Origin of the sequence: Rhodococcus sp. A14 (assembly GCF_011603105.1) — a bacterium.
Lineage (GTDB): Bacteria > Actinomycetota > Actinomycetes > Mycobacteriales > Mycobacteriaceae > Rhodococcus_F > Rhodococcus_F opacus.
Genome location: NZ_JAAOQS010000007.1, coordinates 126,852 through 149,531, shown reverse-complemented (window position 1 = coordinate 149,531; position 22,680 = coordinate 126,852). Strand labels below are relative to the sequence as shown.

The window sequence follows — 22,680 nt, the reverse complement described above, 5'->3', positions numbered from 1 at the left end:
GCACTATGGAACGGTGAGCGACGTCCTGGGCAGGTTTTCCGCTGCCACCCGCGAGTGGTTCGACGGCGCCTTCCCGGCGCCGACGGCCGCGCAGCTCGGTGCGTGGGAGTCGATCGCCAGCCGCGCGCACACGCTCGTCGTGGCCCCGACCGGTTCGGGCAAGACGCTGTCCGCGTTCCTGTGGTCCCTCGACCAACTCGCCGCCACCGACGGAACGGACCGCAAGACCAGGGTCCTCTACATCTCCCCGCTCAAGGCCCTGGGTGTCGACGTCGAACGCAACCTGCGCGCCCCGCTCGTCGGGATCACGCAGACAGCCAAGCGGCTCGGGCTCTCCCCGCCGGAGATCTCGGTGGGCGTCCGCTCCGGCGACACACCGGCAGGTGACCGGCGCGCCCTGATCAAGAATCCGCCCGACATCCTCATCACCACCCCCGAGTCGCTGTTCCTCATGCTCACGTCCGCCGCGCGTGAGACGCTGACCCAGGTCGACACCGTCATCGTCGACGAGGTGCACGCGGTGGCAGGCACCAAGCGCGGCGCCCACCTGGCCCTGTCGCTCGAACGTCTCGACCAGCTTCTCGCCACCCCGGCGCAGCGCATCGGGCTGTCGGCGACGGTGCGCCCGCACGAGGAAGTGGGCCGGTTCCTGTCCGGTTCGGCCCCCATCCGGATCGTCGCGCCGCCGTCGCCGAAGACGTTCGACCTCACCGTGCAGGTGCCGGTCGAGGACATGACCGAACTCGGCCTCGCCGAACCCGCCGAGGGTTCGGCGTCGGCGACCCCGCAGGCGGGGTCGATCTGGCCGCACGTCGAGGAACAGATCGTCGACCTCGTCCTGGCGCACCGGTCGTCCATCGTGTTCGCCAACTCGCGGCGCCTCGCCGAGCGCCTGACGGCTCGGCTCAACGAGATCTACGCCGAACGCGCCGGGACCGCCGTCGACAAGAACCCGAAACCGGCCTCGCAGATCGGCACGCCGTCCGAGGTCAATTTCGGCGCGGACCCCCTCCTCGCCCGCGCCCACCACGGGTCGGTCAGCAAGGACCAGCGGGCCCTGATCGAGGACGACCTGAAGTCGGGGCGACTGCGGTGCGTGGTCGCGACGAGCAGCCTCGAACTCGGAATCGACATGGGCGCGGTCGATCTGGTGATCCAGGTCGAGGCACCACCGTCGGTGGCGAACGGTCTGCAGCGAGTCGGCCGCGCCGGACACCAGGTCGGGGAGATCTCGCGGGGTGTCGTGTTCCCGAAGCACCGCACCGATCTCGTGCACTGCGCGGTCACCGTCGAGCGCATGGTCACCGGGAAGATCGAGGCGCTCGCCGTCCCCGCCAACCCGCTCGACATCCTCGCCCAGCACACGGTGGCGGCCACCGCGCTCGAGCCGATCGACGTGGACGACTGGTTCGAGACGGTCCGGCGTAGCGGTTCCTTCGCAACGCTGCCCCGCTCGGCGTACGAGTCCACCCTCGACCTTCTCGCCGGCCTCTACCCGTCCGACGAGTTCGCCGAGCTCAGGCCCCGCCTCGTCTGGGACCGCGAGGCCAATACGCTCACCGGACGCCCCGGCGCGCAGCGGCTGGCGGTCACCTCGGGTGGCGCCATCCCCGACCGCGGTCTGTTCACGGTCTACATGGTCGGTGAGAAGGCGTCCCGCGTCGGCGAACTCGACGAGGAGATGGTGTACGAATCGCGGGTCGGCGACGTCTTCGCGCTCGGGGCCACCAGCTGGCGGATCGAGGAGATCACGTTCGACCGGGTGCTGGTCAGCCCCGCCTACGGGCAGCCGGGGCGGCTGCCGTTCTGGCACGGTGACGGCCTGGGCCGGCCGGCGGAACTGGGCGAGGCGCTGGGGCAGTTCCTTCAGGAGATCTCTCTCGGGCACGAGATCGAGGTGCAGGAACGCTGCCGCACCGGCGGGCTCGACGAGAACGCCACGAACAATCTCGTTCAGCTCGTCGCCGAGCAGAAGACCGCCACCGGGCAGGTCCCCACCGACCGCACCCTGGTGGTCGAACGATTCCGTGACGAGCTCGGCGACTGGCGACTGATCCTGCATTCGCCGTACGGCCAGCGTGTTCACGCTCCGTGGGCGCTGGCCGTGAGTGCGCGGCTGAGCGAGCGGTACGGCCTCGACTCGAACGCGACGGCCTCCGACGACGGCATCATCGTGCGTCTTCCCGACACCGAGGACACCCCGCCCGGCGCCGACCTATTCGTCTTCGACACCGACGAGATCGAGGACATCGTCACCGAACAGGTCGGCGGTTCGGCACTGTTCGCGTCCCGGTTCCGTGAGTGCGCGGCCCGGGCGCTGCTGCTGCCGCGCCGCAACCCCGGAAAGCGCGCACCGCTCTGGCAGCAGCGGCAGCGGTCCGCCCAGCTGCTCGACGTGGCCCGCCGGTATCCGACGTTCCCGATCCTGCTCGAGACCGTCCGCGAGTGCCTGCAGGACGTGTACGACCTACCGGCGCTGAAGGACCTGCTCCGCAGGCTCGCGCGTCGCCAGATCCGCATCGTCGAGGTGGAGACGCAGTCGCCGTCGCCGTTCGCCGGCGCGCTGCTGTTCAACTACGTCGGCGAGTTCATGTACGAGGGCGACAGCCCGCTCGCCGAACGCCGGGCGGCGGCGCTGTCCCTGGACTCGACGCTGCTCGCGGAACTGCTCGGCAGGGTGGAACTGCGCGAACTGCTCGACGCCGACGTCATCGCCCACGCCGAACTCGAACTCCAGCGCCTGCTTCCCGACCGCAAGGCGAAAGATCTCGAAGGCGTCGCCGACCTGCTGCGCCTCCTGGGTCCGCTCACCTCCGACGAGGTCGCCGCACGGTCGACCAGCGATCCCACCCCCTGGCTCGACGAACTCGTCCGCGCGAAGCGGGCGCTCGCCGTCTCCTTCGCCGGTCACGAATGGTGGACGGCCATCGAGGATGCTGCCCGCCTGCGCGACGGGCTCGGGGTGCCGCTACCCATCGGTGTTCCCGCCGCGTTCATCGAACCCGTCGACGATCCGCTGGCCGACCTGATCAGCCGGTACGCCCGCACCCACGGTCCGTTCACGATCACCGACGCCGCCGCCCGTTTCGGGCTCGGTTCCGCGGTGGCCCGTGACGTGCTGCAGCGACTCGCGCAGGGCAAGCGGGTGGTCGAGGGCGAGTTCCGCCCCGGCGCGACGGGAAGCGAATGGTGCGACGCCGAGGTTCTCCGCCGACTCCGCAGGCGCTCGCTGGCCGCGGCGCGGCAGGAGGTAGAACCGGTCAGCACCGCGACGCTCGGCCGCTTCCTCCCGGGCTGGCAGCACGTGGGGGGCACGCTGCGCGGCATCGACGGCGTCGCGACCGTGGTGGAACAGCTTGCCGGCGTCCCGGTGCCCGCCTCGGCACTCGAGTCACTGATCCTGCCGTCCCGGGTGGCCGACTACTCCCCCGCCATGCTCGACGAACTCACCTCCACCGGCGAGGTCCTGTGGTCGGGCGCGGGCAGCATCTCCGGCAAGGACGGGTGGGTGTGCCTCCACCCCGCCGACACCGCACCGCTCACGCTGACCACGCCCGCGGAATCGGATCTGTCCGATGTCCAGCGCCGGGTGCTCGACACGCTGTCCGGCGGCGGCGCGTACTTCTTCCGGCAACTCGCGGACACCCTCGAGATGTCCGACGACACCGCGCTGGCCACCGCATTGTGGGATCTGGTGTGGCTGGGCCACATCGGCAACGACACGCTCGCCCCGGTGCGTGCCCTGCTGTCGGACACGTCCAGGACCACCACGAGCCACCGGTCGCCGCGACGACCCCCACGCGCCCGCGCGTACCGCAGCCTGACGGTCCCGGTGCGCACCGCACCGCCCACGGTCGGGGGAAGGTGGTCGATCCTCCCCGCCGCCGAATCCGATGCCACGCTGCGTGCCAGCGCCACGGCCGAACTGCTCCTGGAGCGGTACGGGGTGGTGACGCGCGGGTCCGTGATGACCGAGAACGTTCCCGGCGGATTCGCGCTGATGTACAAGGTGCTGGGCACGTTCGAGGACAACGGCCGCTGCCGGCGAGGACATTTCGTCGAGTCGCTCGGCGGTGCACAGTTCTCCACCCCGCCCGTGGTGGACCGACTCCGGAGCTACGGCGACTCGCTCGAGGGCAGGCACACCACCCTGCCCGCTGTGACTCTCGCCGCCAGCGATCCCGCCAACCCATACGGTGCGGCTCTCCCCTGGCCGAAGCGCGGCGATGACGCGCCCGCGCACCGGCCGGGACGCAAGGCCGGCGGTCTGGTGGTGCTCGTGGAGGGTGAACTGATCCTGTTCGTCGAGCGCGGCGGGCGCACCATCCTCACCTTCACCGACGACCCCGGCGTTCTCCGCACCGCGGCGGTCACGCTCGCCGGTGTGGTCAAGCGCGGCGGGATCGACAAGATCGTCGTCGAGAAGGTCGACGGCGACACCATCCACGGCAGCGACTTCGCGCCGATCCTGACCGAGGCCGGTTTCTCGCCCACCCCTCGCGGATTCCGGTTGCGAGCCTGAGATGCCCGAAGGCGACACCGTCTGGCGCACCGCCAACTCGCTTCGCGACGCCCTCGCGGGCAAGGTGCTGACCCGCTGCGACGTGCGGGTCCCCCGGTACGCCACCGTCGACCTGTCCGGCCAACTCGTCGACGAGGTGGTCAGCCGCGGGAAGCACCTTCTCATCCGGGTCGGCGACTACTCGATCCACACGCATCTGAAGATGGAAGGCGCGTGGCACGTCTACGCGCACGACACGAAGTGGCGCCGTCCCACGCACCAGGCCCGGATCGTGCTCGCCACCGATGACAGGGTGGCGGTCGGATTCTCGCTCGGCATCACCGAGATCCTGGGGCGTGACGACGAGGATTCCGCGGTCGGCCACCTCGGCCCGGATCTGCTGGGGCCGGACTGGGACGCCGACACGGCGATCCGCAACCTGCGGGCGGCCGGTGACCAGCCCATCGGTCTCGCCCTGGTCGACCAGCGCAACCTGGCCGGTCTCGGCAACGTGTACCGCAACGAGGTCTGCTTCCTCCGCGGCGTCCATCCCTACACTCCGTCCAGCGGCGTGGCCGACCTGCCCGCGCTGATCACGCTCGCGCATCGCATGATTCACATCGACAAGAACAACTCCGTCCGACATCGGCCGTGGGTGTACGGGCGTGCCGGAAAGCGTTGCCGCCGTTGCGGGACGGTGATCGAAGGCCACGACCTCGGTCAGCAGCAGATCTTCTTCTGCACGTACTGTCAGCCGCCGATGGTGGATTAGCGAAGGACGGTGGTCGGCGGTCCGAGCGGCGGCGGTCTGCGAGTCCGTCTGCGGCCGAACAACCACGCGGCACCGTCCGGCACCCACAGCACCGCGGCCGTGGCGATCGTCAGCAGATACGTCGGCGCGATGACGGGCAGGAGAAGGCACCCGAGCAGGGCGACGGGAAAGTCTCTGCGCCACAACAGCGACAGCACGACCGGAAGCACGAGAAAGAGCGCGGCCAGGCCGAAGTGCGCGGTCGCCAACGCCCACGGCACGCCCACTACCCAGCACAGCATCCCGAGCACCTGGTGCGCGATGAGCAGGAACCGGGCGACGTCGGTGAACGTCCAGAACCGGCCGACCTCGACGCCGACCCAGAAGATGCGGCTGCGGAACGGTCCGACGCCCTCGTCGAGCAGGGCGAGCCGGAACAGTTCGTCCGCGTGCCGTCGCAGCGTGTTTCCCGCCGGTCCCTGCGCGCTCGCACGTTTGCAGAGGTCGTCGTGCATGATCGCCGGAAGCAGCTGCCGGCCGTACGGGGTGAGCAGGCCTTGCAGCGGCGCGGGGATCGATGCCAGATCCGTGCGGAGAAGGCACGGCATCGGGGCGCAACCGGGCACCGTCACCACCGTGTCGCCGTGGACGTAGACGAACTCGCCGACGAGTTGGAAGAACTTGCGGTCGAGTACCCGAAGCTCGGGTTGCGGGCGAGTCGGATCGTCCACGGATACCTGGAACGGCATGCGCACCTCACTCGTGGCCGGCCTTGTTTGCCTCCACCACCAGAGTGACGCAATGAGCGACGAATTGCTCGCGCGACGCGGCAACAGTTCCGTCGAGATATCCGATGAACAGCGTCGTGAGCGCGCCCACCACACCGACCGCGACGAGCTGTTTCTCCACCTCGTCGTCGACGGCGGACAGCTGGTCGTGCACGAGTGCGACGAAGCCGGGCATCAGGTCGATGCCCCGCCTGCTCAGCGCGGGTTCCGACAGCGGTGCGAGCAGCAGCACGCGGCCCATGGCGGGATCGTCGACCATGAGTTTCACGAACGCGTCCACGGCGGCCTCGGCGCGCTCCCGCGCGGTCTCGGTGGACGCGACCGCCTCCACGAGAGCGGCCTGCGCCTCGTCACCCACTGCGGTGTAGACCGAGCGCACGAATTCGTCCCGGTCCTGGAACGACTCGTAGAAGTACCGTTCGGTCAGCGACGCGGCGCGGCAGACCGCGCGCACGTTCACCGCGGGCCCGTCCGGGGCTCCGAGCAGCGCGACGCCCGCGCGGAGTAGCGAATTCCGCCGTGCTTCCCGCCGGTCCTCCAGCGTCACTTTTCTCGCTCCGATCCTTGACTACGTGTGTTGTCAGATCCTAGTCTGACAACGTGCGTAGTCACTTGAACCCGGACGGTACGCCCGTCCCGGCCTCCGCCCCAGTCCCCCTCGGCCCCGACTCGTTGACCTGGAAGTATTTCGGCGACTGGCGCGGAATGCTGCAGGGCGTCTGGGCCGGGTCGATGCAGAACATGCATCCCGGACTCGGCGCGGGCGTCGAGGAACATTCCCGCTTCTTCGACGAGCGATGGGAGCGGCTCTACCGGTCGCTGTACCCGATCGGCGGCGTCGTCTTCGACGGCGACCGTGCTCAGCAGACCGCCGAGCAGGTGCGGGGGTATCACGACAACATCAAGGGAATCGACAAACACGGCCGCAGGTACCACGCCCTCGACCCCGACACGTTCTACTGGGCGCACGCCACGTTCTTCATGGGCACCATCCTCACGGGCGACCACTTCATGGGTGGCCTCACCGAAGACCAGAAGAGCCGGCTGTTCACCGAGCACATCCAGTGGTACCGCCTGTACGGAATGAGCATGCGCCCCGTCCCGGAAACCTGGGAGGCGTTCCAGGAGTACTGGGATCACATGTGCCGCAACGTCCTCGAGGACAACAAGGCCACCCGCGACGTCCTCGACCTGTCCGGTCTCGGCGTTCCCCCGTTCCTGTCGTGGCTACCCGACCCGATCTGGGCGATCCTCCGTATCCCGGTGGCGAAGGGCTTCGTGTGGCTGACGGTCGGCATGTACGACCAACCGGTCCGCGACCTCCTCGGCTACCGCTGGACCACACGCGACGAGCGCCTGCACACCCTCGCCGGCCGCGCCGTGGGCGCCGTCTTCCGGCTCGTGCCCTGGCGCTACCGCTACCACCCGCGCGCCCGCGCAGGCTGGGACCGCGAGACCGGACGCGCCCCCGCGCACGCTCCGCTCGTCCACACACCCCGACGCAATCTTCCACCGCTCGGCCGGCGCGACGACCCCCAGCACTACAGCCCGAAGGTCTGAGTTCCCAGGGAGCTCACAGACAACGCCCACACCGCTCACGGGTTCCGGGACGATGCTCGGTCACATGGAATACATCGCTGTCGCAGCCCTCGTCGTCATGGCTCTGTCGGGAGTCGTCGCCGCCCACGCCCCGAAATCGCTCGTCCACACCCGCTGACCGACGAGATCGTGGAATGCTCGAAGGATGGACTGGGACCTTCCGAGGCTCTTGAACCGCCCGCCGCTGATCAGCGACGAGCCGCTGTCGCCCGACCATGCGGCGAGCCGCATCAGCGCCTACATCTACGGCAACATCCTGGTGCTCGCCGCGCTCATCCCGGTCACCAAATCCCAGGAGACCCTGGGCATCGCCATCGTCGTCGGTGCCGCGCTGTCCACGTTTCTCGCCCACGTGTTCGCCGAGTCGGTAGGCCAGACGCTCCGGCTGGGCAGATCACTGTCCAGCACCGAACGCCTACGGGAACTACGGGACAGTGTCCCCGTCCTGACGTCCGCGGTGGTGCCTGCCGTGATCCTCGGCACGGCCCTGCTGGGCTGGCTGGAACCGAGAACCGCGCAATTGACCGCCGAGATCGTGATGATCGCCCGTATCGGGTCGATCAGTTACGTGATCAGCCGCCTCCGCCGCGAAAGGGTCACGAACGGCACGCACCTCGCCGCGTTCGGCCTCGCCGTGATCGCGACGATCATCGTGGTCATCAAGGTATTTCTGACACACTGACCGGTGGTTCGAGCAGTTCCACCCGCGACTCGGGCGCCGCCGCCCGCAACGCGTCGGCCGACAGGTCGTCCGGCTGGGCCTGCGACTGCACCTCCGCCTCCACCCGCGCCTGATACGTCTTCACCTCACGGTCGACGGCGTCGGCGTCCCAGCCGAGGACGGGGGCCACCAGTTGCGCCACCTGCTCGGCGCAGTTCACACCCCGATGCGAGTACTCGATGGCGATGCGCGTGCGCCGGGCGAGGATGTCGTCGAGATGGAGGGCGCCCTCGGCCGCCGCCGCATACACGACCTCGACCTGCAGGTAGGCCGGTGCGTCCGTGATGGGCTGGAGTAGTTCCGGTTTCCCGCTCGCCTGATCGAGCACCTCGTCGATCAGCGAACCGTACCGGTCCAGCAGATGCTTCACGCGGTACGGGTGAAGGCCGTACATCTGGCCGAGGTGAACGGTCTGATTGACCAGCGCGAAATAACCGTCCGCGCCGACGAGCGGCACCTTCTCCGTGATGGACGGCGCCATCCGCGCGGGAATGTCGTCGGCGGCGAGATCCACGGCGTCCTCTGCCATCACCCGGTAGGTGGTGTACTTGCCGCCCGCGATGGCGACCAGGCCCGGCGCCACCCGCGCGACGGCGTGTTCCCGCGAGAGTTTCGACGTCTCGTCGCTCTCCCCCGCGAGCAGCGGACGCAGGCCCGCGTAGACGCCGTCGATGTCGTCGTGGGTCAGCGACGTCACCAGCACCTTGTTGACGTGACCGAGGATGTAGTCGATGTCGGCCTTCGTGGCCGCCGGGTGCGCGAGATCGAGATTCCAGTCCGTGTCGGTGGTACCGATGATCCAGTGGCTGCCCCACGGGATCACGAACAGCACCGACTTCTCGGTGCGGAGGATGATCGCGGCGTCGCTGACGATCCGATCGCGCGGCACCACGATGTGGACGCCCTTGGACGCGCGGACGCGGAACCGGCCGCGTTGCCGCGACAGCGCCTGGATCTCGTCGGTCCACACCCCCGTGGCGTTGATGACGACGTGCGCCTTCACGTCCGCGGTGCGGCCGTCCTCGCAGTCCCGGACGCGCACTCCGGAGACCCGGTCCGCCTCCCGGAGGAATCCGACCACCTGCGTGGACGTGCGCACGACCGCCCCGTAGTGAGCGGCGGTGCGGGCGACGGTCATGGTGTGGCGCGCGTCGTCGACGACGGTGTCGTAGTATTGGATGCCGCCGGTCAGCGAGTTGCGCTTGAGCCCCGGCGCCATCCGCAGCGCACCCGCGCGCGTCAGATGTTTCTGCGCCGGAACCGATTTGGCGCCGCCCATCCGGTCGTAGAGGAAGATGCCCGCCGCCATGTAGGGCCGCTCCCACACGCGGTGGGTGATCGGGAACAGGAACTTGAGCGGCTTCACCAGGTGCGGCGCGAGGGTGGTCAGCGACAGCTCACGCTCCCGGAGTGCCTCCCGGACCAGTCCGAACTCGAGTTGCTCGAGATAGCGCAGACCGCCGTGGAACATCTTCGACGAGCGACTCGACGTCCCGGACGCGTAATCGCGTGCCTCGACCAGCGCCACCTTCAGCCCGCGGGTGGCCGCATCGAGGGCCGCACCGGCTCCCACCACACCACCGCCGATCACGACGACGTCGAACTGTTCGGTCTGCAGCTTGTCCCATGCGGCATCACGCTGCCGGGGACCGAGGAACTGCACACCTGGCTGACTACTCAACTCGGGCTCCTGTGAGATGACGACGGATTCTCTGCCAGGCTAGTAGCTTCATGCGTGTGATTCAGTACATCGCCGCGATAGACCAGGGCACCACCTCCAGCCGCTGCATGATCTTCGATCACGACGGCGCCGTGGTCAGCATCGCCCAGAAGGAACACGAGCAGTTCTTTCCGCGCGCAGGCTGGGTGGAGCACGATCCGACCCAGCTGTGGATCAACACCCGTGAAGTGGTGGCGTCCGCGCTCGCGAAGGCCGATCTCACCAAACGCGACATCGCCGCGATCGGCATCACCAATCAGCGGGAGACGACGGTCGTGTGGGACCGGAACACCGGAGAACCCGTGTACAACGCCATCGTCTGGCAGGACACGCGCACCGACGAACTGTGCACGCAACTCGGCGGCGACGAGGGCCCGGGCCGGTACCGGAAGCGCACCGGCCTGCCGCTGTCCACGTATTTCTCGGGGCCGAAGGTCCGGTGGATTCTCGACAACGTCGACGGCGCACGGGAGAAGGCGGACGCGGGCGAGCTCTGCTTCGGCACCATCGACAGCTGGATTCTGTGGCACATCACCGAGGGCACGCACGTGACGGATGTCACCAACGCCTCCCGCACCTTGTTGATGAATCTCGAGACCCTCGACTGGGATCCGGAGATCTGTGCCGATTTCGGCATCCCGATGTCGATGCTGCCCGAGATCCGCAGTTCGTCGGAGGTCTACGGCGTCGGACGCCCGCACGGGACGCTGCCCGGCGTGCCGGTGGCCGGAATCCTCGGCGACCAGCAGGCCGCCACGTTCGGGCAGGCCTGCCTGTCGGAGGGCGAAGCGAAGAACACGTACGGAACGGGGAACTTCCTGCTGCTCAACACGGGGACCACACCCGTGCACAGCAAGCACGGACTCCTCACCACGGTCTGCTACAAGATCGGTGACGCGCCGGCCGTCTACGCCCTCGAGGGGTCGGTGGCCGTCACCGGCTCACTGGTGCAGTGGCTGCGCGACAACCTGGGAATCATCGAGTCCGCCAAGGACATCGAGGATCTGGCCAAGTCGGTCGACGACAACGGCGGCGCCTACTTCGTGCCCGCGTTCTCCGGACTGTTCGCACCGCGCTGGCGGCCCGACGCCCGCGGGGCCATCGTCGGCCTCACCCGGTTCGTGAACAAGGGCCATCTCGCCAGGGCCGCCCTGGAGGCCACCGCATATCAGACCCGCGAGGTGATCGAGGCGATGCGCGCCGATTCGGGCGTCGAACTAGCCTCCCTCAAGGTGGACGGCGGCATGGTCGTCAACGAGACCCTCATGCAGTTCCAGTCGGACATTCTCGCCGTGCCCGTCATCCGTCCCGTCGTCAACGAGACGACGGCTCTGGGCGCCGCGTACGCCGCCGGGCTGGCCGTCGGCTTCTGGGAGAGTGAGGACGACATCCGCGCGAACTGGGCCGTCGACAAGACGTGGGAACCCGCGATGGACGAGGCCGAGTCCACCCGGCTCTACGCCGAGTGGAACAAGGCGGTCGAACGGACCTACGACTGGGCGTGATCGGCGTACGCGTCGCCGAGTCTCGCCGCAGCACCCGTCAGCACGTCCTCCGAACAGGTCGCGAAGCACAGCCGCAGAGCGCTCCGGTGCTCCGCGGCGACGCCGAAAGCCGATCCGGGGACGAAGGCGACACCGTGGTCCACGGCGGTCTGCAGCAGTGCCGCCGTGTCGATGTCCGCGTCCGTGAGCTCGGTCCAGCAGAACATCCCGCCCGCCGCCGACGACACGCGGGCGCGGTCGCCGAACGTCGAGGTGACGCCGTCCGCGAGCGCCCGGGCCCGGGACCCGTAGCGGGCGCGCAGCATCTCCAGATGCAGGCCCAGCCACGGCTCGTCCGACAGCAGTCCGGCGGCGATCTGGTGCGTCAGCGATGAACCGCAGAGGTCCGCGCCCTGCTTGAGCAGCTCGACGGCCTCACACACCCGCCGGTCGCCGTGCAGCCACCCGACCCGCAGCGCAGGCGCCAGGATCTTCGACGCACTGGACAGCCGGATCACCCGGTCCGACAACGCGGCGACGGGTGCGGGCGGTGGCCCGTCGAAGAAGAGTTCACCGTACGGGTCGTCCTCGATCACCCAGAAGCCGTAACGGTCCGCCAGTGCGGCCAGGTGTTCCCGGCGGCCGGGCGCCAGGACGACGCCGCGAGGGTTGTGGAAGTTGCTCACCGTGTGGACCACCGTGGGCCGCAATCCGTCCTCGAGCATGCCCTGCAGGGCGTCGGTGTCCATCCCGTCGGCGTCGAGTGCGACGGACCGGACATCGGCCTCCGCGGCCCGGAACACCTGTAGCGCTCCGGTGTAGGCGGGTTCCTCGACGATCACGACGTCGCCGGGATCGAGCAGCACCTGCGCGAGAAGGCTCAGCGCCTGCTGCGAGCCGTGGGTGACGACGACGTCGGCGGCGCCGAGCGGCCGGCCGATCTTCGCGCCCTCCCGGGCGGCGAGCACGTCGCGGAGCCGGCGCAGCCCGGTGGTCTCGCCGTACTGGACGGAGGCCGGGTCCGCGAGCGCGAGTTCGGCTTCCTTCCGGATCCGTTCGCGCGGAATGAATTCGGGGTCGGGCAGCCCGCCTGCGAGGCTGACCACGTCGGGCCGGGCGGTGAGGGTGAGAAGGTCACGGATGGCGGAGCTGTGCAGACCATCCATGCGGCGGGCAAGTGATTGCGGCATGTCGACTCCCAGGAGGCACGTCAAAGCAGGGATCAGGTGAGGAACACCCTGTCCGTCCTGGGTCTGCGGGGCGGGAGAGCGCCGAGGCACGGGTCGATGATTTCGAACCGTGCCCCGACTATCTCACCGGAGGAGCCACTATGTGAAATGCATATCCCACACTTCGGGATCAGTCCAGGTCGTCGTGCCGCATCAGCTGGCGTGCCGCCTCGGTGATCGAACCCGTCAGCGACGGGTACACCGAGAACGTCGCGGCAAGATCGTTGACGGTGAGGTTGTTCTGCACGGCGATCGCGATCGGCAGGATCAGTTCCGAGCCGTTGGGGGCCACCACGACGCCGCCGATGACCACACCGGTGGCCGGACGGCAGAAAATCTTCACGAAGCCCCGGCGCAGTCCGGACATCTTGGCGCGCGGGTTGGTGTTGAGCGGGAGCATGACGGTGCGGGCCGGCACCTCGCCGTCGTCGATCGCAGCCTGGCTGACGCCCACGGTGGCGATCTCGGGGCGGGTGAACACGGCCGAGGCCACGGTCTTCAGCTTGATGGGGCTGACGCCCTCACCGAGCGCGTGGTACATCGCGATGCGGCCCTGCATGGCGGCGACGGACGCGAGCGGCAGCAGACCGGTGCAGTCGCCCGCCGCGTAGATCCCGGACACCGGCGTCCGCGACACACGGTCCACGCGCAGGTATCCGCCCTTGTCGAGCTCGATGCCTACCTTCTCCAGTCCGAGACCCTGGGTGTTGGGAACCGAACCGACGGTCATCAGGGCGTGGCTGCCCTCGACCGTCCGGCCGTCGGCGAGCACGACGACGATGCCGTCCTCGGTGCGCTTCACGGCATCGGCCCTGGCGTGCTTGACCAGGGTGACGCCACGCTCGGCGAGGACGTCCTCGAGCACGAGGGCGGCGTCGGCGTCCTCACCGGGCAGAACGCGGTCGCGGCTGGACACCAGCGTGACCTTGACGCCCATCTCGGTGTAGGCGGACACGAACTCGGCACCGGTCACACCGGAACCGACGACGACGAGGTGCGTGGGCAGCTCCTCGAGGTCGTAGAGGTCGCGCCACGTCAGGATGCGCTCGCCGTCCGGCTCCGCCCCGGGGATCACCCGGGGGCTCGCGCCCGTGGCGATCAGGACGACGTCCGCGTCGAGTGTCTTCTTCTCGCCGTTCCCGAGGGTGGCACACACCTGGTGGGACGCCATGCCCAGTCGCGGGTCGGCGATCTCGGCGGTGCCCGACAGCAGTTCGACACCCACCGTCTGCAGGCGGGTGCGGATGTCGGAAGACTGCGCCTGCGCGAGGCTCTTCACGCGGGCGTGGATCTGCGGCAGCGCGACCGTGGCCTGCTCGGGATCGAGCGCAATGCCCAGGTCGGTGGCGCGCCGCATGTCGGTGCGCACGCCGGTGGAGGCAATGAACGTCTTGGACGGCACACAGTCGAACAGAACGCAGGCGCCGCCCACCCCGTCCGAATCGATCAAGGAGACGGAGGCGCCGTGCTGTGCGGCCACCAGCGCTGCCTCGTATCCGGCAGGCCCGCCACCAATGATCACGATTCGGGTCATCTGTCCTCCAATTCAACTGTCGACCGGGGTCTCCGGCCGGCTCTTCCTGCGATCGCAGCGCGTCGTGTCGTGCACTGCATGCAACAGATTACTAGCCACCGTTTAGGCTTGCCGCCGTGTCGATCTATGCCGCCTACGGGTCCAACATGCATCCCGAGCAGATGCTGCAGCGCTGCCCACACTCGCCGATGGCGGGGACGGGCTGGCTGCACGGCTGGCGACTGACGTTCAGTGGCGGGGACATCGGCTGGGAGGGCGCACTCGCCACCGTGGTCGAAGACCCCGATTCCAAGGTGTTCGTCGTGCTCTACGACGTCCCCGAGGAGGACGAGGTCAGCCTCGACCGATGGGAGGGCTCCGAACTCGGCATCCACCGCAAGATCCGCGTCCGCGTGGACACCGACGGCGAACCCGTTCTCGCCTGGTTGTACGTGCTCGACGCGTACGAGGGCGGCCTGCCGTCCGCTCGCTACCTCGGGGTGATGGCCGACGCCGCAGAGATCGCCGGGGCCCCCTCCGACTATGTGCGCGACCTGCGCACCCGCAACAGCCGCAACGTCGGACCGGGCACCGAATAGAACCGCCTGACGCCGCGCCTCAGCCCAGCACGAGGCTCGACAGCACCCGGACCCCCACGCCCAGCGCCCGCTCGTCCAGATCGAACGTGGGCTGGTGGATGTCGAGTTGCTCGCCGACGCCCGACCAGACGCCGAGCCGGGCCATCGCACCGGGAACCTCTTCGAGATACCAGGAGAAGTCCTCGCCGCCGCCGGACTGCGGCGTGTCCGCGAGGGCGTCCGGGCCGACCGTGCGGATGGCGTCCTCGAACATGCGCGTCGACACCTCGTCGTTAACGACGGGCGGGACGCCGCGGCGGTAGTTGAGCTGGTACCGCACCCCGGTGGGCGCGAGCAGACCGTGGACGATCTCCCGGACCAGCGGCTCGAGCATCTCCCACGTCTCGTGATCGCCGGTCCGCACGGTGCCGGTCATCATGCCGGTCTGCGGAATAGCGTTGGGCGCCCGGCCTGCGCTCACGGCACCCCACACCATCACGGTGCCGGTGCGGGGGTCGATCCGCCTGCTGAGCATGCCCGGCAACCCGGTCACGACGGTGCCCAGCGCGAAAACGAGGTCGGTGGTCAGGTGCGGACGCGACGTGTGGCCGCCCGGTGAGTCGAGCACGACCTCGATGGTGTCGGCCGCGGACGTGATCGCGCCGAGCCGCACCCCGACCCGGCCGACCGCGAGCCGCGGATCGCAATGGAGGGCGAAGATCCGCGACACCCCCTCGAGCCGTCCGGCAGCGACGACGTCGAGCGCACCGCCGGGCATGACCTCCTCGGCGGGCTGGAAGATCAGCCGGACACCCACCGGGAGGTCGGGGATCTCGCTGAGCGCCAGACCGGTTCCCAGCAGGATCGTGGTGTGGGCGTCGTGTCCGCACGCGTGCGACACGCCCGGCACCGTCGACGAGTACGTGGCGCCGGTGAGTTCCTGGAGCGGAAGGGCGTCGATGTCGGCGCGCAACGCGATGCGGGGACCGTCCGACGGTCCGAGATCACACGTGAGGCCCGTCCCGCCGGGCAGCAGTTCGGGCGACAGACCGGCCGCGGCCAGCCGGGTCGCCACGAATTCCGTCGTCGCGTACTCGTGTCGCGCGAGTTCGGGATTGGCGTGGATGTGTCGACGCCACTGGGAGAGTTCGTCGGTGTGAGCGAGAATCCATTTGTCGACTGCCGCGTTCACCGGCGATCAACTCCTTCCAACAACCGCACCCGCTGTGTGTCGTCCGTTGCCGCGCGAACTGCCGTGCGAGCCAGCGCAATCGCTCCGTCGATCACCGCGCGGTCGGCGGACCCGGTGATGCACGCCGCCGCGAACCGAGGCTGATGCGTCACCGCGCCGCCCGAATCGAGGCCGATGACGGGATGAATTCCGGGCAGGACGTTGGTGACGTTGCCCATGTCGGTGCTGCCCAGCGGACGGACGCCCTCCCACTCGAGCGGCAACGGTGTCCGTCCCATGTCGATGATCTGCTCCCGGTACGTCGCGACCAGCCACGGGTCCGGCGTCAGTTCCGTGTACGTGGGCGACACCGTCCGGATCTCGTGCGTGCACCCGGTGGCGAGTGCGCCGGCCGCGAAACACGCCTCCGCGCGTGTCGTCAGCTCGGACAGCGCCCACGCCGTCTCGGCGCGCAGGTAGTAGAGCATTTCGGCGCGTGCGGGAACGATGTTGGGCGCGGTGCCGCCGTCGGAGACGATCCCGTGGATCTGCTGCCCCGGCGAGAGGTGTTGGCGCAGCAGGCCGATCCCGACCTGGGCGACGGTCGCGGCGTCGGCGGCGTTGCGCCCGAACTCCGGTGCGGCCGACGCGTGCGCTTCGCGGCCGGTGAACGTGACCGCGATGTCGGCCAGCGCGAGGGACGTCGCTCCCGTGATGTCGATCGGACCCGGATGCACCATCAGGGCGGCCGCGACATCGTCGAAGACGCCTTTCTCGAGCATGGCGATCTTTCCGCCGCCGCTCTCCTCGGCGGGCGTCCCGATGACCCGCACCGTGATCCCGAGCCGGCCGGCGACCGTGGCGAGCGCGAAGCCGGCACCGACCGCGGACGCCGCGATGATGTTGTGCCCGCACGCGTGACCGATCTCCGGGAGCGCATCGTACTCGGCGCAGATACCGATGACGAGGTCGCCGCTGCCGAACGTGGCGTCGAACGCCGTGGGCAGGTCCGCGATGCCCGACTGCACGTCGAACCCGCTGCGTGTGAGCAGTTCGGTGATCTTCGCGACGCTCCGGAACTCCTCGAACGCCAGTTCCGGTTCGCTGTGGATCGAATGGGACAGCGCGATCAGATCGGTCTCGATTGACCTGACCGCCGCCTCGACATCCGCATTCACGTGCTCATTCTCTCACCCGAAGCTGAAGTTGCTCTTGTCCGTCACCGTGGCGAGCGCGGCGAGGGCGTCGTGATGGATTCCGCGCTTGATCCCGGCGAGGTTGGCGCCGCGGGTGGCGGTCAGTGCGGCGGCTCGTGTCACCGCGGCCGCGAGGACGCCGTCGCCGTCCGCGATCTCGTCGACGATGCCCGCGGCGAGCGCGTCCGAACCGCCGTAGCGGCGGCCCGTCGTCATCGCCTCCACCGCGGTCTGCTTGGGCAGACGGGTGTTCAGGAGCGCCGACATCCCCACGGTGAAGGGCATGTTCAGCGACACCTCGGGGAGGCAGTAGAACCCGCGGTCGGCGCGCATCACCCGGAAGTCGTGCGACGTGGCGAGCATCGCGCCGGCACCGAAACTGTGCCCCTGCACGGCGGCGACGGTGGCCATAGGGAACGCGAGGAGGCGGCTGTAGATCGTGTGCACCCGGTCGAGGTATTCCGGGAGCTTGTCCGTGTTGGCGAAGATCCACGTGGTGTCCAGACCGTTCGTGAAGAACTTGCCCGTCGCGGTCGTGACCAGCGCGGCGGGACCCTCATGGGCTTCCACCTCGTCCAGCGCGGCGTGGGTGGCGTCGATCCAGTCCGGATGGAAGCGGTTCTCGTTGTCCGTCTCGCCCTCGCTGCCGAGGTACAGGATGAATACGTCGCCGTCGCGATCGAGATAGGGCATGAGTGGAAGACTATCGCCTCATGGGAACGCCAGACGCCGCGGCCGCCGCGCTCGCCGCGCACACGAACTGCGCCGAACACTCGATCGCCGTCGTCCTCGGATCGGGGTGGAATGCCGCCGCCGACCGGTTCGGCGAATCACTCTGCACCGTCCCGATGGCCGATCTACCGGGGTTCACACCGCCCGCCGCCGCGGGTCACGCCGGAACGATCCGCTCCGTCGAGGTGGGCGGCAAGCGGATCCTCGTCCTGCTCGGCCGCACCCACGCCTACGAGGGCCATCCCCTGTCGTCCGTCGTCCACCCGGTGCGGACGGCCATCGCCGCCGGAGCGACGACCGTCATCCTGACGAACGCGGCCGGCGGAATCCGCGAGGACTTCACCGTCGGACAACCCGTGCTGATCAGCGATCACCTCAACCTCACGGCCCGATCACCTCTCGTGGGCGCGGAGTTCGTGGACCTCGTCGACGCGTACGACCCCGAACTGCGGGCCCTCGCCCGCGACATCGACGGGTCGCTGACCGAAGGCGTCTACGCCGGGCTGCCGGGCCCGCACTACGAGACCCCCGCCGAGATCCGCATGCTGCGGACGATCGGCGCGGACCTCGTCGGCATGTCCACCGTCCACGAGACGATCGCGGCGCGGGCGCTCGGCGCCCGCGTCCTCGGGATCTCGATGGTGACGAATCTCGCGGCCGGCATCACCGGCGAGCACCTGAACCACGAGGAGGTCCTCGCCGCGGGCCGGGCGTCCGCCGACCGCATGGGCGGTCTCCTGCGAGAACTGGTGGAACGCTTATGAACGATGCGATCGCGGACTGGATCGACGCCGATCCCGACCCCGAAACCCGGGCGGAACTCGCGAATCTCTCCGCAGACGAGCTCGCCGACCGATTCGCCGCTCCGCTGAGTTTCGGGACCGCGGGCCTGCGCGGGCCGGTGCGGGCAGGCCCGAACGGCATGAACCTCGCCGTCGTGATCCGCACGACGGCCGGGCTGAGCGCGTGGCTGAAAGACCGGTGCCTGGGCGGCTCCACCGTCGTCGTCGGGCGCGACGCGCGGCACGGATCCGAGAAGTTCGCGGTCGCCGCGGCGGAAGTACTGGCGGCCGCGGGATTCTCGGTCGTCCTCCTCCCCCGCCCGCTCCCCACGCCGATCGTCGCGTTCGCGGTCCGCCGCCTCCGCGCCGCGGCCGGCGTGCAGATCACCGCCTCCCACAACCCCGCCGCCGACAACGGATACAAGGTCTACCTCGACCGCGGCGCCCAGTTGATCTCTCCGTCCGACCGGGAGATCGAAGCATCGATCACCCGGGTCGGGCCGGCGAACCTCGTGCCGCGCACCCCGGTGACACCAGCGTCCGAGGAACTCCTCGACCGCTACGTCGACCGGGTCGCGTCCCTGCCGACGGGACGGTCGCGGACACTGCGCATCGCGCTCACCGCCATGCACGGCGTCGGCGGCGAGACCGCGGTCACCGCACTGAAATCCGCCGGATTCACCGACGTCCACACCGTCGCCGCACAGTTCCACCCGGACCCGGACTTCCCGACCGTCCAGTTCCCCAATCCCGAGGAGCCGGGGGCCGCGGACGCCGTCCTCGCTCTCGCCGCGGAGGTCGGCGCCGACATCGCGCTGGCCCTCGACCCGGACGCCGACCGGTGCGCGGTCGGCGTGCGCGGACCGGACGGCTGGCGGATGCTCCGCGGCGACGAGACGGGCATCCTGCTCGGCGAGCACGTCCTCGCGTCCGCCCCGGCCGATTCGCTCGTCGCGACGACGATCGTCTCGTCCGCCCTCCTCGGAAAGCTCGCCGAGGCCCGCGGCGCCCGCTTCGCCCGCACCCTCACCGGTTTCAAGTGGCTCGTGCGGGCCGGCGAGGGTCTCGTGTACGCGTACGAGGAAGCGATCGGTCACTGCGTCGACCCGGAGTCGGTGCGCGACAAGGACGGCATCTCCGCCGCGGTGGTGGCCGCCGACCTCGCCGCGACGCTGCGGGCAGACGGGTCGACACTCCTCGACAGGCTGGACGACTACGCGCTCGAATTCGGATTGCACGCCGGAGACCAGGTATCGCGACGTGTCACCGACCTCGCGGACATTACCGCGATGATGCGACGCCTGCGGTCGGATCTGCCTGCCGAACTGGCCGGCGAACCCGTCGAGGCCACGGATCTGGCGGAACTGCGGGGGCAGTCCCGCACCGACGCGGTCGTTCTCGCGGGGTCCACCGTCCGGATGGTCGTGCGTCCCTCGGGAACCGAACCCAAGCTCAAGTGCTACCTGGAGGCGGTCGTCCCGGTGCCCGATCGATCGGCGCTACCCACAGCCCGCGAGAGGGCCGCGACCCGGTTGAACCTGTTGCGCGAGTTCGCCGAAGCCCTGTAGCCGAGGAGTCAGCGCGGCCCGAACTGACGGTCCCCGGCGTCGCCGAGGCCGGGCACGATGAACGCGTCCTCGTTGAGCCCCTCGTCAACCGCAGCGGTGACGAGTCGCACGGGATGACCCGACGCCGAGAGGGCGGCAACACCTTCGGGCGCCGCCACGACGCACACGGCGGTGACGTCCGTGGCGCCGCGGGCGACGAGCAACTCGATCGTGTGCACCATCGAACCGCCGGTCGCGAGCATCGGGTCGAGGACGTACACCGGGATGCCGGACAGGTCCGCGGGGAGCGACTCGAGGTACGGCACCGGCAGATGCGTCTCCTCGTCCCGGGCCATGCCGACGAAACCGACTCGCGCCTGCGGGATCAGGCTGCTGGCCTGCTCGACCATGCCCAGTCCGGCGCGCAGGACGGGAACGAGTAACGGCGGATGGGTGAGCCGCACCCCGTCGGTCGTGGCGATGGGCGTGACCACGTCGAATGTCTCGACCGGAGCCTCGCGCATCGCCTCGTACACCAACATGTGTGTCAGCCTTCGCAAGGCGGCGCGAAATGTGGCATTGTCGCTGCGCGCATCGCGCATCGTTGTCAGGAGGACCGCTGCGAGCGGGTGGTCGACGACGTGCGTGTTCATTCTCGAAGAATAAGGGGGCGCGGGGCGAGATTTCGCAGGAGAGCAATTCTCGGCGAATCGGGGGCGGAACCGAATCGGGTCTCACCGGCGGCGGGCGGCCGTCCCATCCAATATGGTGACCGGTTTGACGTCCTCTCGGCCGTGAACGACCGAGATTCCCCTCGGGACTCGCGTCCCGAGGTTCCTGTTTCACAGATAGTTGCCTCCCCACACTTTATGTGCGGGGCGGTCTCACACCATCTCCGCAGGCTGCCACCGTCAGTCCGACGGCCAAAATGTTCTTCGCCGCGTTCACATCCCTGTCGTGGACGGCGCCGCATCGGCACGCCCACTCCCGCACGGTCAGCGGCATCTCCGAGGCGATTCCCCCGCACACCGAGCAGGTCTTCGACGACGGATAGAACCGGTCGATCGCCACCACCCGCCGCCCGTACCAATCGGCCTTGTACTCGACCATGGACCGGAACTCGGACCAACTCGCATCCGAGATCGCCCGAGACAACGACCGATTCTTGACCATGTTCCGCACACTCAGATCCTCGATGGCGATCACTTGGTTTTCGCGCACCAGTCGAGTGGAGAGTTTGTGCAGATAATCGTGACGCCGATCGGTGATCCGGCCATGTATCTTCGCGACTTTTTGTCGGGCCTTGGCCCGGTTACAGGATCCTTTCTCCTTCTTGGCCAGCACCCGCTGCGCCTTCGCCAGCCGCTCACGGTCCTTGCGCTCATGGCGCGGGTTGGTGATCTTCTCTCCCGTCGAGAGCGTGTAGAGGCTGGTGATCCCGGCGTCGAGCCCGACCACCTGATCGGTCGGCCCGAACTCGGTGATCGTGTCCTCGACGAGGATCGAGATGTGGTACTGACCGCGAGCGTTGCGCGACACCGTCACCTGCGACGGCGCGGCCCCCTCCGGTAGCGGCCTCGACCATCGAATGTCCAGGGGTTCGGACTGCTTGGCCAACCGGATCTGCCCGCCGCGGTAGGTGAAGCAGTTCGAGTAGTAGGTCGCCGAATCCTTCGACTGGCCCTTCTTCTTGAATTGCGGGTAGCGGGTCTGTTTGCGCCAGAACTTGTCGAACGCGCCCTGCAACTGCCGCAGCGACTCCTGCAACGGCCCCTTCGACGGCTCCGACAACCACTCGGTCTCGGTGTCCCGCTTCCATCCGGTGAGCATCTTCGAGGTGTCCGCGTAGGTGACCCGCCGCCGTTCCTGCGACCAGGCACGCGAGCGCTCGGCCAACGCCCGGTTGTAGACGTACCGGGTGCATCCGAACGTCCGAGCAAGCTGTTCCGCCTGCACCGCGGTCGGATAGAAGCGGTACTTGAACGCCCGCTTCACCACCCTCCCCGCCATGACTGAGAGACTAACATCCTAAAATTCCAGAGGCAGGGGATCGGCTACCCGGACCTGAAGGACCTGGTTTGCCCCGAAAGATTCACGGATCAAATCCGACTGGGGATGACGATGAACGACTTGAGGGCGGCTACCGCGAGTATCGCCGAGTCGAGCGAGTCCGATCAGGTCACAGCCGCAGTATGACGGGAAAGGCACGCTGACCGATCTCTGGATGGACCACTCCATCTCGACGCTCGAGGCCGGCACACTCGCGACGATGATCACGAGCACCACCCAGGAGGCCGCCCGGCTCGCCACCGGACAGCGCACCCGGGGCATGACGACGCTGCAGGACGGGTTCGGGAAGGTGTGACGG

General features: G+C 68.8%; 19 protein-coding genes. 9 read left to right on the top strand and 10 right to left on the bottom strand.

Going from position 1 to position 22,680, the window contains the following annotated elements; genetic code table 11:
• Positions 1 to 13: 13 nt before the first annotated feature.
• Together G9373_RS06515 and G9373_RS06510 are read left to right on the top strand one after the other, a co-directional pair.
• Positions 14 to 4,522 carry an ATP-dependent helicase gene (locus G9373_RS06515; RefSeq protein WP_346842810.1) on the top strand — a complete coding sequence of 1,503 codons (4,509 nt, stop codon included), beginning with the start codon at positions 14 to 16 and terminating at the stop codon, positions 4,520 to 4,522.
• Between the two features lies 1 nt (position 4,523).
• Positions 4,524 to 5,273, top strand: a complete 750-nt coding sequence (locus tag G9373_RS06510; protein ID WP_167114469.1) for an Fpg/Nei family DNA glycosylase — start codon at positions 4,524 to 4,526, stop codon at positions 5,271 to 5,273.
• On the opposite strand, the gene G9373_RS06505 is transcribed toward G9373_RS06510, so the two are convergent.
• Both G9373_RS06505 and G9373_RS06500 read right to left on the bottom strand, forming a co-directional pair.
• A complete protein-coding gene (locus G9373_RS06505; protein ID WP_037203752.1) occupies positions 5,270 to 6,001 on the bottom strand; it encodes a DUF1353 domain-containing protein in 732 nt (243 codons plus the stop codon). The two genes, G9373_RS06510 and G9373_RS06505, sit on opposite strands and share 4 nt — an antisense overlap.
• Before the next feature lie 7 nt (positions 6,002 to 6,008).
• The gene (locus G9373_RS06500; protein ID WP_005256957.1) at positions 6,009 to 6,587 is read right to left on the bottom strand and encodes a TetR/AcrR family transcriptional regulator; all 579 of its coding nucleotides are present in this window, start codon (positions 6,585 to 6,587) and stop codon (positions 6,009 to 6,011) included.
• A gap of 53 nt (positions 6,588 to 6,640) precedes the next feature.
• Between G9373_RS06500 and G9373_RS06495 the strand changes: the two genes are divergently transcribed.
• Both G9373_RS06495 and G9373_RS06490 read left to right on the top strand, forming a co-directional pair.
• On the top strand, positions 6,641 to 7,600 hold the full coding sequence (locus G9373_RS06495; protein ID WP_051055275.1) for an oxygenase MpaB family protein: 960 nt from the start codon (positions 6,641 to 6,643) through the stop codon (positions 7,598 to 7,600).
• Positions 7,601 to 7,784: 184 nt separating this feature from the next.
• Positions 7,785 to 8,321, top strand: a complete 537-nt coding sequence (locus G9373_RS06490) for a hypothetical protein (protein ID WP_005256959.1) — start codon at positions 7,785 to 7,787, stop codon at positions 8,319 to 8,321.
• On the opposite strand, the gene glpD is transcribed toward G9373_RS06490, so the two are convergent.
• Positions 8,299 to 10,041, bottom strand: a complete 1,743-nt coding sequence (gene glpD, locus G9373_RS06485; protein ID WP_005239930.1) for a glycerol-3-phosphate dehydrogenase — start codon at positions 10,039 to 10,041, stop codon at positions 8,299 to 8,301. The genes G9373_RS06490 and glpD overlap by 23 nt on opposite strands.
• Before the next feature lie 50 nt (positions 10,042 to 10,091).
• Between glpD and glpK the strand changes: the two genes are divergently transcribed.
• On the top strand, positions 10,092 to 11,585 hold the full coding sequence (glpK, locus tag G9373_RS06480) for a glycerol kinase GlpK (protein WP_167114466.1): 1,494 nt from the start codon (positions 10,092 to 10,094) through the stop codon (positions 11,583 to 11,585).
• Here glpK and G9373_RS06475 read toward each other — a convergent pair.
• Positions 11,570 to 12,754 (bottom strand): PLP-dependent aminotransferase family protein, encoded by a 1,185-nt coding sequence (locus G9373_RS06475; protein ID WP_167114462.1) that lies wholly within the window; start codon positions 12,752 to 12,754, stop codon positions 11,570 to 11,572. The genes glpK and G9373_RS06475 overlap by 16 nt on opposite strands.
• A gap of 169 nt (positions 12,755 to 12,923) precedes the next feature.
• On the bottom strand, positions 12,924 to 14,327 hold the full coding sequence (locus tag G9373_RS06470) for an NAD(P)H-quinone dehydrogenase (RefSeq protein WP_120659307.1): 1,404 nt from the start codon (positions 14,325 to 14,327) through the stop codon (positions 12,924 to 12,926).
• A gap of 116 nt (positions 14,328 to 14,443) precedes the next feature.
• Here G9373_RS06470 and G9373_RS06465 point away from each other — a divergent pair, with 116 nt between their 5' ends.
• Complete coding sequence (locus G9373_RS06465) at positions 14,444 to 14,905, top strand: gamma-glutamylcyclotransferase (RefSeq protein WP_005256966.1); 462 nt, start codon at positions 14,444 to 14,446, stop codon at positions 14,903 to 14,905.
• Between the two features lie 19 nt (positions 14,906 to 14,924).
• Here the strand turns inward: G9373_RS06465 and G9373_RS06460 are convergent, their stop codons facing one another.
• The 3 genes from G9373_RS06460 to G9373_RS06450 are packed head-to-tail and all read right to left on the bottom strand — an operon-like array spanning position 14,925 to position 17,944.
• Positions 14,925 to 16,076: a M20 family metallopeptidase gene (locus G9373_RS06460; RefSeq protein ID WP_005256968.1), complete on the bottom strand. Its 1,152-nt coding sequence runs from the start codon at positions 16,074 to 16,076 to the stop codon at positions 14,925 to 14,927.
• Positions 16,073 to 17,233: a M20 family metallopeptidase gene (locus G9373_RS06455; RefSeq protein ID WP_167114459.1), complete on the bottom strand. Its 1,161-nt coding sequence runs from the start codon at positions 17,231 to 17,233 to the stop codon at positions 16,073 to 16,075. The genes G9373_RS06460 and G9373_RS06455 overlap by 4 nt, the downstream gene beginning before the upstream one ends.
• A gap of 12 nt (positions 17,234 to 17,245) precedes the next feature.
• A complete protein-coding gene (locus tag G9373_RS06450) occupies positions 17,246 to 17,944 on the bottom strand; it encodes an enoyl-CoA hydratase-related protein (protein ID WP_065490393.1) in 699 nt (232 codons plus the stop codon).
• A gap of 20 nt (positions 17,945 to 17,964) precedes the next feature.
• On the opposite strand from G9373_RS06450, the gene G9373_RS06445 reads away from it, so the two are divergent.
• Both G9373_RS06445 and G9373_RS06440 read left to right on the top strand, forming a co-directional pair.
• The gene (locus G9373_RS06445) at positions 17,965 to 18,747 is read left to right on the top strand and encodes a purine-nucleoside phosphorylase (RefSeq protein ID WP_167114456.1); all 783 of its coding nucleotides are present in this window, start codon (positions 17,965 to 17,967) and stop codon (positions 18,745 to 18,747) included.
• Positions 18,744 to 20,333: a phospho-sugar mutase gene (locus G9373_RS06440; protein ID WP_167114453.1), complete on the top strand. Its 1,590-nt coding sequence runs from the start codon at positions 18,744 to 18,746 to the stop codon at positions 20,331 to 20,333. The genes G9373_RS06445 and G9373_RS06440 overlap by 4 nt, the downstream gene beginning before the upstream one ends.
• An 8-nt stretch (positions 20,334 to 20,341) precedes the next feature.
• Here G9373_RS06440 and upp read toward each other — a convergent pair whose 3' ends face one another.
• Positions 20,342 to 20,965 carry a uracil phosphoribosyltransferase gene (upp, locus tag G9373_RS06435; RefSeq protein WP_095867340.1) on the bottom strand — a complete coding sequence of 208 codons (624 nt, stop codon included), beginning with the start codon at positions 20,963 to 20,965 and terminating at the stop codon, positions 20,342 to 20,344.
• Positions 20,966 to 21,179: 214 nt separating this feature from the next.
• Positions 21,180 to 22,322, bottom strand: coding sequence for an RNA-guided endonuclease TnpB family protein (locus tag G9373_RS06430; RefSeq protein ID WP_167114450.1), 1,143 nt, complete (start codon positions 22,320 to 22,322; stop codon positions 21,180 to 21,182).
• Positions 22,323 to 22,536: 214 nt separating this feature from the next.
• On the opposite strand from G9373_RS06430, the gene G9373_RS06425 reads away from it, so the two are divergent.
• Positions 22,537 to 22,677: a hypothetical protein gene (locus G9373_RS06425; protein ID WP_240960393.1), complete on the top strand. Its 141-nt coding sequence runs from the start codon at positions 22,537 to 22,539 to the stop codon at positions 22,675 to 22,677.
• Positions 22,678 to 22,680: the final 3 nt, after the last annotated feature.